The sequence below is a fragment of the Kitasatospora sp. NPDC056446 genome (genome assembly GCF_042796115.1).
Lineage (GTDB): Bacteria > Actinomycetota > Actinomycetes > Streptomycetales > Streptomycetaceae > Kitasatospora.
Genome location: NZ_JBHTRF010000007.1, coordinates 37,986 through 52,392 on the forward strand (window position 1 = coordinate 37,986; position 14,407 = coordinate 52,392).

A 14,407-nucleotide genomic window follows, 5' to 3' on the forward strand; every position below is an offset into this window, starting at 1 on the left:
ACCGGTCGGCCTTGGCGCACCGGACCCGGCAGCCGGACGGGAGGAGGCAGGCACTCAGCGCACCGGGCTGCGCCGCACCACCTCGCCCCGGCCGTCCGCCTCCAGCGAGGCCGTGCCGCCCGACCCGGTCACGGTGACCCTGATCGTGAGGGAACCGCCCAGCCGGTCCACGGTCAGCTGCCAGCTCTGCGGCGAACCGGTGCCCAGGCTCCTCCTGGCCTCCTCCACCAGCGCGGGCACCCGGTCGTACGGCAGCGAACGCGGGTCGAACCGCGCGGCCCCCGCGCCACCGGGAGGGAACACGACCGACAGCAGCCGGTCCTGCACCACCACGGTGAGCGCCTGCCGGCTCTCCTCGCCCCCGGTGAGCGAATCGACGGCCCGCCGCAACTCGCCCTCGTCCAGCAGCGAGCGGCCCTCGCCGAGGGCGACCGTGCCGGACGCCGACGTCACCACCGTCGTCGTCGTCGAGGAGAACGTCGTGGAGGTGGTGGAGGTGGTGGAGACGGCCGACGGCTGCGCGGCGGGGTCCGCGTCGAAGAGTTCGGCGCGGAAGAGCGCCACCACCAGGGCCGCGCCGAGCAGTATGCCCAGCAGCGCGACGAAACCGCCCGCGGACCCGTCCACCCGGTCACCCGCCGGCGCCGGCCTGGGCACCGAGTCGATCCGGGCCCCCGCCGCCCGCTCCTCCCACGCGGGCGTCGGCCGCTTCACGATCCGCACCCGCCACGGCCGGTCCGGCGGGTACTCGACCACCAGGACGCCGCCCCGCCGGTAGTCCGGCAGATCGACCAGGTTGACGTCCTGGGTGATCCGGACCCGGAACGCGGGCCCCTCGTCCGGTGCGACCGTGAGGTCGAAGCGGACCGGGACGTCGCTGTCCTCGCCCCTCACCGCCGTCACGTCCTCGATCAGCGCCAGCGCCGTCCGGGGCACGACGGCCGCCTCCCGCGCCCGCCTCGGCGCACCCGCGAGGAGCGTCAGCAGGCCGTAACCCGTGGGCACGGCCAGGCTCGTGACGATCAGCGGCACGTCTTCGAGGACGCAGCCGACGGCGAACGCGGCGAGCGAGCCCCCGATCACACCACCCGTCAGGAGGCTCCGGGCCAAGCCGAGAGGGGTGTTGGGGGTGGGTGGCGCGGCCGTGGTCGTCGTCATAGGGGCGATTGTGGCGTTCCCCGGTGACAGGCGACAGGCCCCGGGCGCCACCGGCGGAAGAACGGGCCCCGCCCGGCACGGGCACGCCGGGCGGGCGGCGGGCGGGGCCGGGCAGGGGCGGGGCAGGGAGTGTGGGGTCAGCCGTCGGCGCGGGGGGCGAAGACTCCGAAGGCGGCGCCCTGGGGGTCGCGGATCACCGCGAGCCTGGGGCCGTTCTCCATCTCCACGTCGACGGGGCCGTGCAGGACCTCGGCCCCGAGCCGGGTCGCGGTCGCCGCAGCCGCGTCCACGTCGGCGACCGCGAAGAACGGGCTCCAGTGGGACGGGACCTCGGGCGGGACGGAGTCGTCCATGGCCATCACGCCGCCGAACATCCGGTCGGCCAGTCCGACCATCGGGTAGGTGCCGTGCGGCCAGACCCGCCAGCCGAAGACGTCGCGGTAGAAGGCGAGCGCGGCGTCCTTGTCCCGGGTCGACAGGTCGGCCCAGCCGAACGCGTTCGGCTCCTCCACCACGCCGAAGCCGCCGAAGGCGCGGGCCTGCCAGAGCGCGAACGGCGCACCCGTCGGGTCGCTGAGCAGCGCCCAGCGGCCCAGGTCGCCGACCTCCATCGGTTCCATCCACACCCGGGCGCCCGCCGCCGTGGCGGCCGCGCAGGTGCGGTCGACGTCGTCGGCGGCGAAGGACAGCAGCCACATCACCGGCTGCTGCGGGTTCATCAGCGGGGCCACGGCGGCGGCGGGCGCGCCGTCGTGGGAGAAGGTCGTGTAGCCGCCGTACTGGGGGTCCGGGTCGGCCTCGGCGCTCCAGCCGAACAGTCCGCCGTAGAACTGCAGGGCTGCGGGGAGGTCGCGGGCGCTCAGCTGCGCCCAGCACGGGGAACCAGGGGTGATCTCGGTCGCCTTCACCACACTGCCTTTCGACGTGGTTTCCTGCTGCGCGGTGTCGGTTCACCATTTTCGCCGGTCAGGGGGAAGGCGGCGAGTCCGGGCGGCGCCGCTGCTACGGGGCGACCCATCCGCCGGTGAGCGTCTGGACGGCCGATCCGTCGAGGTCCTTGAGCTTGGTGGCGGCGAAGGCACGCGCGGCGTCGGAGGTGAGCAGCCGGAAGGCGGGGCGCGTGGCGGTGAGCCACTCGACGATCCGGGTCGCCACGTCCTGCGGCGTCTGGGCGTTGGCGAAGGCGTCGCGGGTGCGGGCCAGGTAGGCGGACAGGGCGGGGGCGTACGGTCCGGCCTGCTGTTCGGCGTCGTGCGCGAGGCCCACGTTGGCGACGAACTCGCTGGCCACCGCTCCCGGTTCGACCACGCCGACGGACACGCCGACGGTCGCCGCGACCGGGGCGAGGGACTCCATGAAGCCCTCGACGGCGAACTTGGCGGCGCAGTAGGCCTCGTTGAAGGGCTGGCCGATCACGCCGCCGACGCTGGTCACGGTCAGGACGCGGCCCCGACTCGCGCGCAGCAGGGGCAGGGCGGCCCTGGTGACGTGCAGGACACCGAAGAAGTTGACCTCCATGACGGCGCGGACGTCCTGCACGTCCTCCTGTTCCAGGGTGCCGACGTGGCCGGCGCCGGCGTTGTTGACGAGCGCGTCCAGCCGGTCGAGGCCGGACAGGCAGGCTTCGACCGAGGCGGGGTCGGTCACGTCCAGGGCCCGGACGTCGACGGTGGCCCCGGCCCGGTCCGCGGCGGCGAGCAGCGCGTCCGCCTTGGCGGTGTCGCGCATCGTGGCGATCACGTGCCAGCCGGCGCGGGCGGCGGTGACGGCGGTGGCCAGGCCGATGCCGGAGGAGGTGCCGGTGATCAGGACGGTCCTGGTGGGCCCGGTCGAGTCGGCGGGGTCGGTGGTCTCGGTGGTCGTGGTGGTCTGGGTGGTCTGGGTGGTCTGGGTGGTCATCGGGGCGCCCCTCATATGCTTATGGTTCATAACCAATATGAGTCATAACTATGTGAGCCGACATTCAACCCTGTCAAGCACCTGGCTACGCTGGACCCCATGCCCAACCCATCGGATGACCTCACCGGGGAGGTCGTCGGCCTCTTCGCCGCCGTCAGCCGCCGCTACGCCCAGGAGTCCGAGGCCGCCGCCGCGGCCCACGACCTGACCCCGCTCCAGGCCAAGGCGCTGCTCGCCGCCGAGAGCCCGGTCCCGACCCGGCGCATCGCCGAACGGCTGCACGCGGAGCCGTCCAACGTGACCGTGATCGTCGACCGGCTGGAGTCGCGCGGCCTGGTCGAGCGCAGCCTCGACGAGGCCGACCGCCGGGTCAAACGGGTCGCCGCCACGGCGGCCGGCCGCGCCGTCGCCGCCGACCTGCGCGCCCGCACGCCCTTCGCCGCCGACCCGCTGGCCCGGCTCACGGCGCAGCAGCGCGAGGCCCTGCGCGAGCTGCTGCGGCTGGTCCTGGAGGCCTGACGCCGCACCCGGCGGGGCGGGGCGGGCCGGGGACGGAGGGGGGGAAGGGGGCGGGAGGGGCGGGCCGAGGGCGGGCCGTCAGCCGAGGAACGGGCCCTCGGTGAAGCGGCGCAGCTGTCGGGCGAAGGCCTCGGCCTCGCCGGCCGGCCAGTCGGCCAGGCCGGCGGTGATGTGGGCTGCCAGGCGCTCGCGCAGTTCGGCCACGGCCTGTCGGCCCGGTCCGGTCAGGACGAGCAGTTGGGCGCGGCGGTCGGCGGGGTCCGGTTCCCGGCGGACCAGGCCGGCGGCTTCGAGGCGGGAGGCCCGGCGGGTGACGCCGGAGCGGTCGAGTCCGACTTCGGGGGCCAGGTCGGCGGCGCTGCGCGGCCCGGTCCGGGCGAGGGCGCTGAGTACCGGGTAGGTCAGTTCGTCCAGTTCCCGGCCCATGCCCTCGGTCAGGCGCCGGTGCAGTCGTGTGCGGGTGGTGCGCCGCAGCAGGAGGCCCAGCGCGTCGGCGATCTCGTCCCCCGTCCCGTTTCCCGTACGGCTTGCGGTCTCGTTCTCTGCCTGGTTGTCCATGCCATCAGATTAGCGTGCACGGCGCACGCATTGGGTGTTACAGTTTCCGAGATGCGTGCGCAGCGCACGCATTTTCGGAACCACCCCCACCGAAGGGACATCCCGTGACCCGCACCGGCATCGAGGCCGCCCTCGCCGACCTCCTGTTCGACCGCGACCTCACCGTGCCCGAGGCCGTCGATCGCCACTTCGCCCCCGGCTACCGCCAGCGCACGAATGGCGAGTGGGCCGACCGCGCCGGGTTCGCCGACCACATCGCCCACCTGCGCACCCTCGTCGCCGACGGCCGCGTCGAGGTCCACGAGGAACTGCGCGACGGCGACCGGTACGCCGACCGGCACACCGTCCACCTCACCAAGAAGGACGGCTCCACCGTGCGGACGGAGGTGTACGTGTTCGCCGACCTGGCCCCCGACGGCCGGTTCAGCCGCCTGGAGGAGACCACCCTGATGCTCGAAGGGGCCGACGCCGACCGGGGCATCGGCAGCGCGCGCTGACGGCGCGGCCCGCCGGGGCACCCCTGTTTTCGTCATCTTGACGAAAACAGGGGTGCCCCCATATCGTCGACATGACGAGAAGGGGGCCCTGCGATGGCCGACATCACCAGACGGTTCGGGCTGCGCCACCTGCGCGCCGTCCCCACCGCGCACATCCGCCACCTGCGGCGGGGCCGGGTCACCCACGACGGGCCCGGGCTCGCGTTCTGGTTCCGGCCGCTGACCGCGGCCATCTCCGAAGTACCGGTCGACGACCGGGAACTCGCCATGCTCTTCCACGCCCGCACCGGCGACTTCCAGGACGTCACCGTCCAGGCCACGCTCACCTACCGGATCACCGACCCCGCCACCGCCGCCACCCGCGTCGACTTCGGCATCGACCCCGACACCGGCGCCTGGCGCACGGCCCCGCTCGACCAGCTCGCCACCCTGCTCACCGAGACCGCCCAGCAGCACGCGCTCGGCCTGCTCGCCCGCACCCCCCTCGCCGGCGCCCTCGCCGACGGGGTCGACGCCGTACGCGAACGGATGGCCGAAGGCCTCGCCGACGAACCCCGGATCACCGCGACCGGACTCGCCGTCATCGCCGTCCGGGTGGTGGCCCTGCGGCCCGAACCGGAGGTCGAACGGGCACTGCGCACCCCCGCCCGCGAACGGGTGCAGCAGGAAGCCGACCGGGCGACCTTCGAACGCCGCGCGGTGGCCGTCGAGCACGAACGCGGCATCGCCGAGAACGAACTCGCCAACCGCATCGAACTCGCCCGCCGCGAGGAGCAGCTGCTCGCCCAGCAGGGCGCCAACCGGCGCCTCCAGGCCGAGGAGGAAGCCGTCGCCGACCGGGTCCGCGCCGACGCCGAGGCCACCCGCCGCACCCGGCTGGCCGCCGCCGAGGCGCAGGCCGCCCGCGAACTCGGCGACGCCCGGGCCTCCGCGGAGGCCGCCTGGCTGACGGCCCACCAGCAGGCGGACCCGGCCGTACTGCGGGCCCTGGCCCTGATGCGACTGGCCGAGCACCTGCCGCGGATCGACAGCGTGACACTCACCCCCGACGTACTCACCGGCCTGCTCGCCCGCCTCGGCGCCCCCGGCCCGACCGCCGGAAGCGGGGGCACCGGCGGCGGGGGCGGGGGCGGGCGATGACGCTCGCACCGCGGGTGGTGCTGGTGCACCGGCGCACCGAGTACGCGGAACTGGTGGCCCGCCACGGCACCCCCGGCCAGGCCTCGTTCTTCCTCGCCTCCCGGGGCCGCTCCGCCCGGGACGTCGAACAGCGCCACCACCGGCACACCGCCGCGCTCGCCGAGGCGGCCGCCGCCGTCCCCCTGGACTGGCGGCGCACCCGGGTCGAACGGGCGGACCTGCCGCGCTTCCTGTTCGAGCCCGGGGACGTGGTGGCCGTGGTCGGCCAGGACGGGCTGGTCGCCAACGTCGCCAAGTACCTGGACGGCCAACCGGTGATCGGCGTGGACGCCGACCCGGGCCGGGACCCCGGCGTCCTGGTGCGCCACCGGGTCGACGCACTGCCCGCGCTGCTGCGGGCGGCGGCGCACGGCACCGGGCCGCTGGAGGAACGGACGATGGTCGAGGCCGTCACCGACGACGGCCAGCGGCTGCTCGCACTGAACGAGGTGTACGTCGGACAGCCCGGGCACCAGACCGCCCGCTACCGCCTGGGGACGGACGGCGGGGCTGAGGACGGCGCGGCTGAGTGCGGGCACGGCGGCGGGGCGGCGGACGGCGGCGGGGCCGAGGAGGCCCAGGCCTCGTCCGGCGTCCTGGTCGGCACCGGCACCGGCGCCACCGGCTGGTGCCGTTCGGCCTGGCTGGAACGCGGCGGCCCCCTCGCCCTGCCCGCCCCCGACGCGCCGGAGCTGGCCTGGTTCGTCCGCGAGGCCTGGCCCTCCCCCACCACCGGCACCGACCGGGTGCACGGCCTGCTGACCGCCGGCCGGCAGCTGGTGCTCACCGTCGAGTCCGAGCACCTGGTCGCCTTCGGCGACGGCATCGAGACGGACGCCCTGGACCTCACCTGGGGACAGAGCGTGCGGCTCGGCGTCTGCGCGAGCCGGCTGCGCCTGCTGGGGTGAGCCCGCGCGGCGCCGGCCGACGGCCGCTCACAGCCGCAGGTGCGACGCCCCGTTGAGGTCCAGGACCGTGCCCGAGGCCCAGGTCGCCTCGGCGGAGGCCAGGTACAGCACCGCCGCGGCGACCTCCTCCGCGGTGCCGACCCGGCCGAACGGGCTCTGCTCGCGCAGGGCCTGCCCCGACGGCCCGGCCAGCCGGTCGGCGACCCGGTCGGTGGCGGTGAAGCCGGGGGCGACCGAGGTCACCGAGATCCCGTGCGGCGCCAGCGCGACGGCCAGGGACTGGCCGAGGGCGTGCAGCGCGGCCTTGCTCGCGCCGTACGCGGGGTGGTCCGGCTCGCCGCGGAAGGCCCCGCGCGAGCCGATGTGCACGATGCGGCCCGGAGCACCGCGGTCGATCAGAAGGCGCGCGACGCAGTAGCTCAGGTCCGCCGCACCGAGCAGGTTGACGTCGACCATCCGGCGCCAGACCCGCTGCCAGTCCTCGTACGACACCCCCGCCACCGGGTGGGCGTTGTCCTGCGAGGTGGCCACGGCCGCGTTGTTGACCAGGACGTCCACGCCGCCCAGCCCCGCGTGCGCGGCCCGCGCGATGCGCTCGGCCCCGGCCGGGTCGCCCAGGTCCCCCTCCACCAGGACGTGCCCCTCGCCGGGCAGCGCGGCCAGGGTCCGCTCGGCCTCGGCCCGGCTCGACGCGTAGTGCACCGCGACCCGGTCGCCGGCGGCGGCGAACGCGTGCGCCACGGCCCGGCCGATGCCCCGGGAGGCGCCGGTGACCAGGACGCCCCTCATCGGGCGAACAGCCGGCTCTCGTCACGGAACGCCTTGAACTCCAGGGCGTTGCCGGCCGGGTCGAGCAGGAACATCGTCCACTGCTCCCCCGGCTGCCCCTCGAAGCGCAGGGACGGCTCGATGACGAACTCGGTACCGGCCTGCGCCAGCCGCCGGGCGAGGTCGTGGAAGGCCTCGACGTCCAGCACCAGCCCGAAGTGCGGCACCGGGACGGGACGGCCGTCCACGGTGCCGTGCCCGGCGGCACCAAGCCCGGGACCGGCGACCAGGTGCGTCACCACCTGGTGGCCGTGGAAGTCCCAGTCGACCCAGCCGTCGGACGAGCGGCCCTCCGGGAGTCCGAGCACACCGCCGTAGAACGCCCGGGCACGGGCCAAGTCGTCGACAGGGAAGGCGAGATGAAACGCGGGACGAGTCATGCCCTCCACCTTGCGCCCCGCTCCGACCCGATGTCAACATTCGGACATGAACGATGAACCCCTGCGGAAGGCAGTCCGTCGCGGACTCGCCGACGAGGTGGCGGACCGGGTCCGCGACGCGGTCTTCGACGGACGCTTCCCGCCCGGCGCCCCCCTGCGCGAGGCCGAACTGGCCGCGTCACTGGGCGTCAGCCGCGGCGCCGTGCGCGAGGGGCTCGCCCGGCTGCAGCACGAAGGACTGATCCGCACCGGCTGGCACCGGCCCACCACCGTCGTGGCGGCGACCGCCGCCGACGTGGAGGAGGTCTACCGCGTCCGCGCCGCCCTCGACCGGCTCGCCACCGTCACCGCGATGCGCCGGGCGACCCCCGGCCGGCTCGACGAACTCGACCGCCTCGTCGACGAGATGGCCGCCGAACTGGCCGCCGGCGCCGGAGTCCCGCGACTGCTCGCCCTGGACATGGCCTTCCACGACCGGATCTACGCGGCCGCCGGGAACAGCCGCCTCACCGAGGCCTGGCAGACCCTGCGCTCCCAGGTCTTCCTCTTCCAGCTCCAACGGGTCTCCCTGGCCGGCGGCCAGTACCGCGCCCTGGTCGTCGACGAGCACCGCGAACTCGCCCGCCTGCTCCGGGCGGGCGGCGGCGAGGAGGAACACGAGCGGCTCGACCGGCTCGCCGCCGAACACGTCGACACCGCCCGCCGCAGCCTCCTGGCCCTCCTCGCGCAGCCGGACGGGGCGCAGCCAGGCGGGGCAGACACGGACGGCACGGGCGGCACGGACGCGGGTACAGGCGGCGCGGCGGCGGCGGCCGGGTGAGTGCGGAGGGGTAGCAGAAGGGGGCCGTCGGCGCCCGCCGGGGCCGGAACCGGTTTGGATCACGCGGCGGCCGGGACGGACACTGAGGGCCGGTCAGCCGGATCCGGCGGCGCGGAGGGGGCGGGACGTGGAACAGGCCGTGCAGTGGTACGGGGTGCGGTGCGTGTTCGAGTGGACGGCCGGGGACGGGCGGACCTACGAGGAGCGGATCACCCTCTGGCAGGCCTCCTCCGCCGACGAGGCGATCGCCCTCGCCGAGGCGGAGGCCGGCACCTACGCGGCCGACAACCGCCTCGGCCACCTCGGCTTCGCCCAGTCCTTCCGCCTCGACGGCCCGCCGGGCCAGGGCGCCGAGGTGTTCTCCCTGCTGCGGGACAGCCCGCTGGAGCCGGACGCCTACCTCGACGCCTTCTTCGACACCGGCTCCGAACGCCGGCAGCGGCACTGAGCGCGCCCCGGCGGGCGGGGCGCGCTCACGGGCGGAGGATCCGCAGCGCCGCGTCGCGAACGGCGGCGGCCAGAACGCGGGGGCCGGTGACGTGGGCGGCGTGCCCCTGGCCGGCGAGCGTGACGGTCCGCGCGTCGGGCAGGACCCCGGCCAGATCGGCCAGCCGCCGGCGCAGGTGGGCGGGGCTGAGGTCGCCCTCGATCAGGGTCGTCGACAGGGCGAGTGCCGCGAAGCGGCCGACTCCGACGCCGAGCGCGTCCAGCGCCTCGTCTTCGGCGATCTGCGCGGCCGCGTACGCGCACAGCGCCGCCCGCAGGCGCGGGTCGGCCACCAGGGCCTCGGCCGTGTCCGCCGGCACCCGCACGATGTCCCGCAGGTGGATCCGCACCGCCTCGACCGGGTCCCCGGCGTCCAGCGCCGCCCGGGCCCGTACCCCCGCCGCCCCGGCGACCGGCTCCCCCGTCGGCAGCGGCGGTTCGTAAAGGACGAGTCCGGCGAACACGGACGGGGCCGACAGGGCGGCCTCCAGCGCGGCCACCGCGCCCGAGGAGTGCCCCACCAGCACCACCGGAGGCTCCAGGAGGCCCGCGACGGCGAGGACGTCGGCCGCCTCGACCGCCATCGAGTGCGGCAAGGCGATGTCCGCACCGGGAACGTAGATCCGCCGCCGGATCCGGACCACCCGGAAGCCGTCGGCGAGGTGGCGGGTGACGCCGTCCCAGGACGTCGCGTCCCCGCCGCCGGGGTGGACCACCAGCAGGACCGGTCCCGACCCCTCGTCGAGGGCGGTGACGGGTCGGCTGTCGTCGGAGGATGCGTGAAGCTCGGTCATGCCCGCCAGGCTCCCCCGGCCCGCCCGCATCCCGCTCTCGTCCCGCCGGGATCCGCCCCGGCCCACCGGCAGGACGCTGACAGACCGCTGACACGCCGCCGGGCAGACGTGACCGGCGGCACGCGCGTGACCTTTGGCACCCGTTCCCTCACCCAACGTGAAAGGATCGCGGTCGGCAACGGTTCGCATCAGCAAGGGGAGAACATGGCGGAGCGCCAGAACGGCACGGTCAAGTGGTTCAACGACGAGAAGGGGTACGGGTTCATCACCCCCGAGTCCGGCCCCGACCTGTTCGTTCACTTCCGGGCGATCGAAGGGGACGGCTTCAAGTCCCTGGTGGAAGGCCAGAAGGTCACCTTCGAGGCCGTCCAGGGCCAGAAGGGCATGCAGGCCGACAAGGTCCACGTCGAGAAGTAGGCCCCGGCGCGAACGGGCGAGTCCCGGCGTCCACGGCGCCCACCGGCTCCGGCCGGTGCCAGGGCGCCCGGCAGGGACGCCGGGCTCCCCGGCGTGCCCGCCACGGTGCGCGGGCGGACGCGGGCCGCACCCGGACGGGACCGGACGCGGCGGCCCGGGCGGCCCCTCACCGCACCCAGTCGGCCGCGAAACCCGCTCCCGCCTTCCTGACCCGCGCCGCGCCGGCCCCCGCGAAGTGCGCCGGTATCACCAACTCCCGCTCCGCCGCCGCCCGTTCCAGCACCCGCAGCCGGCTCGCCGCCGCCTGGGCCTGGTCCAGGCAGAAGCAGCTGTTGCACGAGGGATGCGCCAACTGCACCGGCGAGTGCATCAGGTCCCCCACGAACACCGCCCGCTCGCCGGCCGACTCCACCCGCAGCACGGACGAGCCCGGCGTGTGCCCCGGCGCCTCCTCCAGCACCAGCGCCGGGCCGAGGCGCAGCGACCCCGACCACTGCACCGCCTGTCCGGCCGCGATCACCGGCGCCACGCTGTCCTCGAACACCAGGTCCCACTCCGCCCAGCGGGCCGGGTCGACCGCGGCGCCGTCGCGTGCCGGGTGGCGGGCCGCCGGGTCGAAGAACGCCCGGTCGGCCGCCGGCAGGTAGTACTCCGCGTTCGGGAAGGTGGGGACCCAACTCCCGTCCTTCCCGGTGGTGTTCCACCCGACGTGGTCGGCGTGCAGGTGGGTGTTCACCACCGCGTCCACATCCTCCGGGCGTACCCCCGCCGCCAGCAGCTCCGGGAAGTGCCCCTCGCGCCGGTGGAACATCGGTGTCCCCGGGCGCTCGCGGCCGTCGCCGACCCCGGTGTCCACCAGGACCGTCCGGCCCGCGCTGCGCACCACCCAGGTCTGCAGCGCTCCGATGTAGGAGCCGGAGGCGGGGTCGTAGTGCTCGGGTGCCGGGACGGCGTCGCCGTCGGCCCAGGCCTGTTCGTCGAGGCCGGGCACGATCCTCGCCGCCGGTGCGAACGGGCCCTGGTACTCCAGCACCCGGATGATCTCCACGTTCCCCACCACGATCCGCTCCACGGCTCGCCCTCCACGTTCTGTTCGTGCGTGTTCCCGCTTGCTGTCTGCTCCTTGAGCCTAGGAAGCCCGGGTGAGCCGCTCAATGCGCCAGAAGCTCGCTCCGATACGCGATCGGCTCACCCCGGTGCCTGCGGCACCCGCCGCCGGCCCCCGCCCGGACGCCCCGCCCGGGCGCTCCGGGGGCGGCTACGATGGCCGGGTGGACGTGGTCAGCGACGCGATCGCCGCCGTACGGGCGGGCCGGCCCGCCTCCAACCGGCTGAGCGTGGCGGGGCGTTGGGGCGCGCGGATCCCCTCCTACGCGGGCGCGGGCTTCCATGTGGTGCTGTCCGGCAGCTGCTGGCTGCTGTCCGACGGCGGCGAGTCGCTGCGGCTGGGGCCCGGCGACGCGGTGCTGCTGCCGCACGGCAGCGGGCACGCCCTGTCCGACGAGGAGTTGACGGCCTCCCGGGCGGCGCGCCTGCCGGCGCTGGAGGACCTGCTCGACTCCCGCCGGGGCCCGGGCTCCGCGACCTCCCCAGGCGGCCCGCACGACCCGGCCGACCCGGGGGCCGTCGGCGCGGCGGACCTGCTGTGCGGCAAGTACCGCCTCGACCACGGGCTCGGGCACCCGCTGATGCGCGAGCTGCCCGAGGTCGTCCACCTGCCCACCCGCACCGGCGAGCATCCCGAGCTGCGTGCCGCCGTCGACCTGCTGGGTGCCGAGCTGGCCGCCGCGCGCCCCGGCGGCGAACTCGCCGTGCCCGGGCTGATCGACCTCCTGCTCGTCTACCTGGTGCGCGCCTGGACCACCCGGCGCGGCGCCGACGGCTGGGGCGCGGCCCTCACCGACCCGGTGGTGGCCGCCGCGCTCGCCGCCGTCCACGAGGAGCCGGCCCACCCGTGGACGGCCGAGGCCCTGGCCGCCCGCGCCGGGGTCTCCCGCGCCACCCTCACCCGGCGCTTCAGCACGCGCACCGGCCGCCCGCCGATGGCCTACCTCACCTGGTGGCGGATGACCCGGGCCGCCGGCCTGCTGCGCGACACCGCCGAGCCGCTGGAAGCCGTCGCCCGCAAGGTCGGCTACGCCAGCCCGTACGCGCTCTCGCACGCCTTCGCCCGGCAGTTCGGCACCACCCCCGGCCGCTACCGCGCCGCCCGGGACGCCGCCCGCGCGGCCTGAGCCCGCGCGCCTCGGGGCAGCCCGGCAGCGGCGCAGGCACGGGCCGACCCGGAGACGGACGCGGGCGAGGACGCGGGAACACGTGCGGGTGCGGATGCGGGTACGGGACATGGTGGCCCCCTTCCTCCGGCGGCCCCGGTGGCCGCCGTTGCGATACCCCCGAGCCTGGCCGGTGCACCCCCTCGCGCACATCTGCCGATCGGCACAACCGTGGCGCTCTCCCGGGCCGTTCGCCCTGCTGATCGGCAGGGCAGACGGCAGGGCGAACGGCAGGGCAGACGGCAGGGCAGACCAGGGCGGACGCCCTACGCCTGGGCGGCGAGCGCGTGGGCCTCACGCAGGGTGCCGGCCGCCAGGGCGTGCTCCTCCTGGACGAGTTGTGCCATGGCCAGGTCGGTGACCGCCCGGACCAGGCGCCCGGTGCCGCCCTCGGGGTCCACCTCGTGGAGGCGGCGCTCCAGGTCGATGCTGCGCCGCAGCCGGGGGACCGTGGTGCCGGCGTAGTTGTACGGGCGCTCCCCCAGGACCGCCATGCGCAGGTCGCGCCGCCGCCTGAGGATGCCGAGGGCGGCGAGCGGTTCGCGGCCGTCCGGCAGGGTCATCGAGCCGCGGGCGCTCTTGCCCTCGGGCATGCCGGTGCCGGCCTCGACGGCCCGGACCAGGTCGCCCAGCCCCTTCTGGAAGGACGTGTACAGGCCGCCGGACCAGTGGAGGTGGTTCACCCCCAGCACCGGCCGGAGGCGTTGCCCCGGATCGACGGCGACCGGCTCCGGCGCCTCGGCCGCGGCCTGTTCGTCCCGCACCCCGGAGCGGGCGAACAACGCACTCCGCACGGCTTCGTGGAAGCCGAAGTCGGCGGTGCGGGTCCGGGCCGGCAGCCGTTCGGCGGACCGCGCGGCCTCCTCCAGCAGGTCCCGGGCCTGAGCGGGGCGGCCGAGGTCGGCGAACCACAGCGCCGCGCCGGCCGCCCGCAGCGCCATGAGGGGACTTCGGTCCTGCCCTGCCTTCTGGTCGCGCTGGTGGGCGAGCGCCTCGTGTTCGACGGCGACGGCCTCCTCGGTGCGGCCGGCGAGGCGCAGCAGCACGGTGACGTCGAGCAGTCGCCACATCAGGTCGGTCCCGCCTTCCCCGGCCACCGCCCGGGAGCGGTCGGCCACCGCGCGGGCGGCGTCCACGGCCTCGTCGAACCGTCCCGCCTCGGCGAGGGCGTGGGCGAGGGCGGCGCGCAGCACGGCTGCTTGGCCGAGGTCCGGGACCGGCCGGTGCTCCTCGGCCCGCCGCGCCAGGTCGGCCGCCTCCTGGTGGGCCGCGAGGGCCTGGTCGTGAAGGTGGAGGCGAGAGTACTGCCGGGCGAGGGAGGACAGGGCGAAGGCGGCGTTTCCCAGGTGTTCGACGGTTCCGCCGGCGATCAGGGCGCGGTGGATGTCGGCGGCCTCCTCCATCAGGCGCAGGGCACCCTTCGCCCGGCGGTCGGAGCGGCGGTACGCCAGGCCCACCAGGGACTTGGCCAGCGCGGGCAGACCCGAGGCGGGGTCGGCGAGCGCCGCCTCCCGGCAGCGGGCGACGGTCGCGTCGGTGACCGGTTCCCGCTTCATCCGCGCCCTCCCGGCGTGGCGTGTCCGGACGGGGCTGCGTACGTGGTCGTCACTCGGTTTCCTTCCTGGTCAGTGGCACCGGGCAGCCCGCCCGGACGCCTCCCACTCCGAACGTCTTCCGCCCGGCGTCGGTTC

General features: G+C 75.7%; 17 protein-coding genes. 8 read left to right on the forward strand and 9 right to left on the reverse strand.

The window, feature by feature from the left end; translation table 11 throughout:
• Positions 1–54 precede the first annotated feature (54 nt).
• The 3 genes from ACFQ6N_RS06755 to ACFQ6N_RS06765 form a co-directional block, all read right to left on the reverse strand.
• Positions 55–1,158: a hypothetical protein gene (locus ACFQ6N_RS06755; protein WP_380647386.1), complete on the reverse strand. Its 1,104-nt coding sequence runs from the start codon at positions 1,156–1,158 to the stop codon at positions 55–57.
• Positions 1,159–1,295: 137 nt separating this feature from the next.
• Positions 1,296–2,066 (reverse strand): VOC family protein, encoded by a 771-nt coding sequence (locus ACFQ6N_RS06760; RefSeq protein ID WP_380647387.1) that lies wholly within the window; start codon positions 2,064–2,066, stop codon positions 1,296–1,298.
• A gap of 94 nt (positions 2,067–2,160) precedes the next feature.
• Complete coding sequence (locus ACFQ6N_RS06765) at positions 2,161–3,057, reverse strand: SDR family oxidoreductase (protein WP_380647388.1); 897 nt, start codon at positions 3,055–3,057, stop codon at positions 2,161–2,163.
• A 99-nt stretch (positions 3,058–3,156) separates the two neighbouring features.
• Here ACFQ6N_RS06765 and ACFQ6N_RS06770 point away from each other — a divergent pair, with 99 nt between their 5' ends.
• Positions 3,157–3,576, forward strand: coding sequence for a MarR family winged helix-turn-helix transcriptional regulator (locus ACFQ6N_RS06770; protein ID WP_380647389.1), 420 nt, complete (start codon positions 3,157–3,159; stop codon positions 3,574–3,576).
• Between the two features lie 78 nt (positions 3,577–3,654).
• On the opposite strand, the gene ACFQ6N_RS06775 is transcribed toward ACFQ6N_RS06770, so the two are convergent.
• Positions 3,655–4,134: a MarR family winged helix-turn-helix transcriptional regulator gene (locus tag ACFQ6N_RS06775; RefSeq protein WP_380647390.1), complete on the reverse strand. Its 480-nt coding sequence runs from the start codon at positions 4,132–4,134 to the stop codon at positions 3,655–3,657.
• A 104-nt stretch (positions 4,135–4,238) separates the two neighbouring features.
• Between ACFQ6N_RS06775 and ACFQ6N_RS06780 the strand changes: the two genes are divergently transcribed.
• The 3 genes from ACFQ6N_RS06780 (at position 4,239) to ACFQ6N_RS06790 (ending at position 6,718) form a co-directional block, all read left to right on the forward strand.
• A complete protein-coding gene (locus ACFQ6N_RS06780) occupies positions 4,239–4,631 on the forward strand; it encodes a nuclear transport factor 2 family protein (RefSeq protein WP_380647391.1) in 393 nt (130 codons plus the stop codon).
• 93 nt (positions 4,632–4,724) lie between these two features.
• A complete protein-coding gene (locus ACFQ6N_RS06785) occupies positions 4,725–5,771 on the forward strand; it encodes an SPFH domain-containing protein (RefSeq protein WP_380647392.1) in 1,047 nt (348 codons plus the stop codon).
• Positions 5,768–6,718 (forward strand): hypothetical protein, encoded by a 951-nt coding sequence (locus tag ACFQ6N_RS06790; RefSeq protein ID WP_380647393.1) that lies wholly within the window; start codon positions 5,768–5,770, stop codon positions 6,716–6,718. The genes ACFQ6N_RS06785 and ACFQ6N_RS06790 overlap by 4 nt, the downstream gene beginning before the upstream one ends.
• A 27-nt stretch (positions 6,719–6,745) precedes the next feature.
• On the opposite strand, the gene ACFQ6N_RS06795 is transcribed toward ACFQ6N_RS06790, so the two are convergent.
• Together ACFQ6N_RS06795 and ACFQ6N_RS06800 are read right to left on the reverse strand one after the other, a co-directional pair.
• Positions 6,746–7,507 (reverse strand): SDR family NAD(P)-dependent oxidoreductase, encoded by a 762-nt coding sequence (locus tag ACFQ6N_RS06795; RefSeq protein WP_380647394.1) that lies wholly within the window; start codon positions 7,505–7,507, stop codon positions 6,746–6,748.
• Positions 7,504–7,926: a VOC family protein gene (locus ACFQ6N_RS06800; RefSeq protein ID WP_380647395.1), complete on the reverse strand. Its 423-nt coding sequence runs from the start codon at positions 7,924–7,926 to the stop codon at positions 7,504–7,506. The genes ACFQ6N_RS06795 and ACFQ6N_RS06800 overlap by 4 nt, the downstream gene beginning before the upstream one ends.
• A gap of 46 nt (positions 7,927–7,972) precedes the next feature.
• On the opposite strand from ACFQ6N_RS06800, the gene ACFQ6N_RS06805 reads away from it, so the two are divergent.
• Both ACFQ6N_RS06805 and ACFQ6N_RS06810 read left to right on the forward strand, forming a co-directional pair.
• Complete coding sequence (locus ACFQ6N_RS06805; RefSeq protein ID WP_380647396.1) at positions 7,973–8,746, forward strand: GntR family transcriptional regulator; 774 nt, start codon at positions 7,973–7,975, stop codon at positions 8,744–8,746.
• 127 nt (positions 8,747–8,873) lie between these two features.
• Positions 8,874–9,194, forward strand: a complete 321-nt coding sequence (locus tag ACFQ6N_RS06810; protein WP_380647397.1) for a hypothetical protein — start codon at positions 8,874–8,876, stop codon at positions 9,192–9,194.
• Positions 9,195–9,219: 25 nt separating this feature from the next.
• On the opposite strand, the gene ACFQ6N_RS06815 is transcribed toward ACFQ6N_RS06810, so the two are convergent.
• Positions 9,220–10,026: an alpha/beta fold hydrolase gene (locus ACFQ6N_RS06815; RefSeq protein WP_380647398.1), complete on the reverse strand. Its 807-nt coding sequence runs from the start codon at positions 10,024–10,026 to the stop codon at positions 9,220–9,222.
• Positions 10,027–10,230: 204 nt separating this feature from the next.
• Here ACFQ6N_RS06815 and ACFQ6N_RS06820 point away from each other — a divergent pair, with 204 nt between their 5' ends.
• Positions 10,231–10,443, forward strand: coding sequence for a cold-shock protein (locus tag ACFQ6N_RS06820; protein WP_380647399.1), 213 nt, complete (start codon positions 10,231–10,233; stop codon positions 10,441–10,443).
• Positions 10,444–10,609: 166 nt separating this feature from the next.
• On the opposite strand, the gene ACFQ6N_RS06825 is transcribed toward ACFQ6N_RS06820, so the two are convergent.
• Entirely contained in the window at positions 10,610–11,515 is a 906-nt protein-coding gene (locus ACFQ6N_RS06825) for an MBL fold metallo-hydrolase (protein ID WP_380647400.1), read from the reverse strand.
• A gap of 199 nt (positions 11,516–11,714) precedes the next feature.
• Between ACFQ6N_RS06825 and ACFQ6N_RS06830 the strand changes: the two genes are divergently transcribed.
• Positions 11,715–12,677: an AraC family transcriptional regulator gene (locus tag ACFQ6N_RS06830; protein WP_380647401.1), complete on the forward strand. Its 963-nt coding sequence runs from the start codon at positions 11,715–11,717 to the stop codon at positions 12,675–12,677.
• A gap of 305 nt (positions 12,678–12,982) precedes the next feature.
• Here ACFQ6N_RS06830 and ACFQ6N_RS06835 read toward each other — a convergent pair whose 3' ends face one another.
• Positions 12,983–14,272 (reverse strand): hypothetical protein, encoded by a 1,290-nt coding sequence (locus ACFQ6N_RS06835; protein ID WP_380647402.1) that lies wholly within the window; start codon positions 14,270–14,272, stop codon positions 12,983–12,985.
• Positions 14,273–14,407 lie beyond the last annotated feature (135 nt).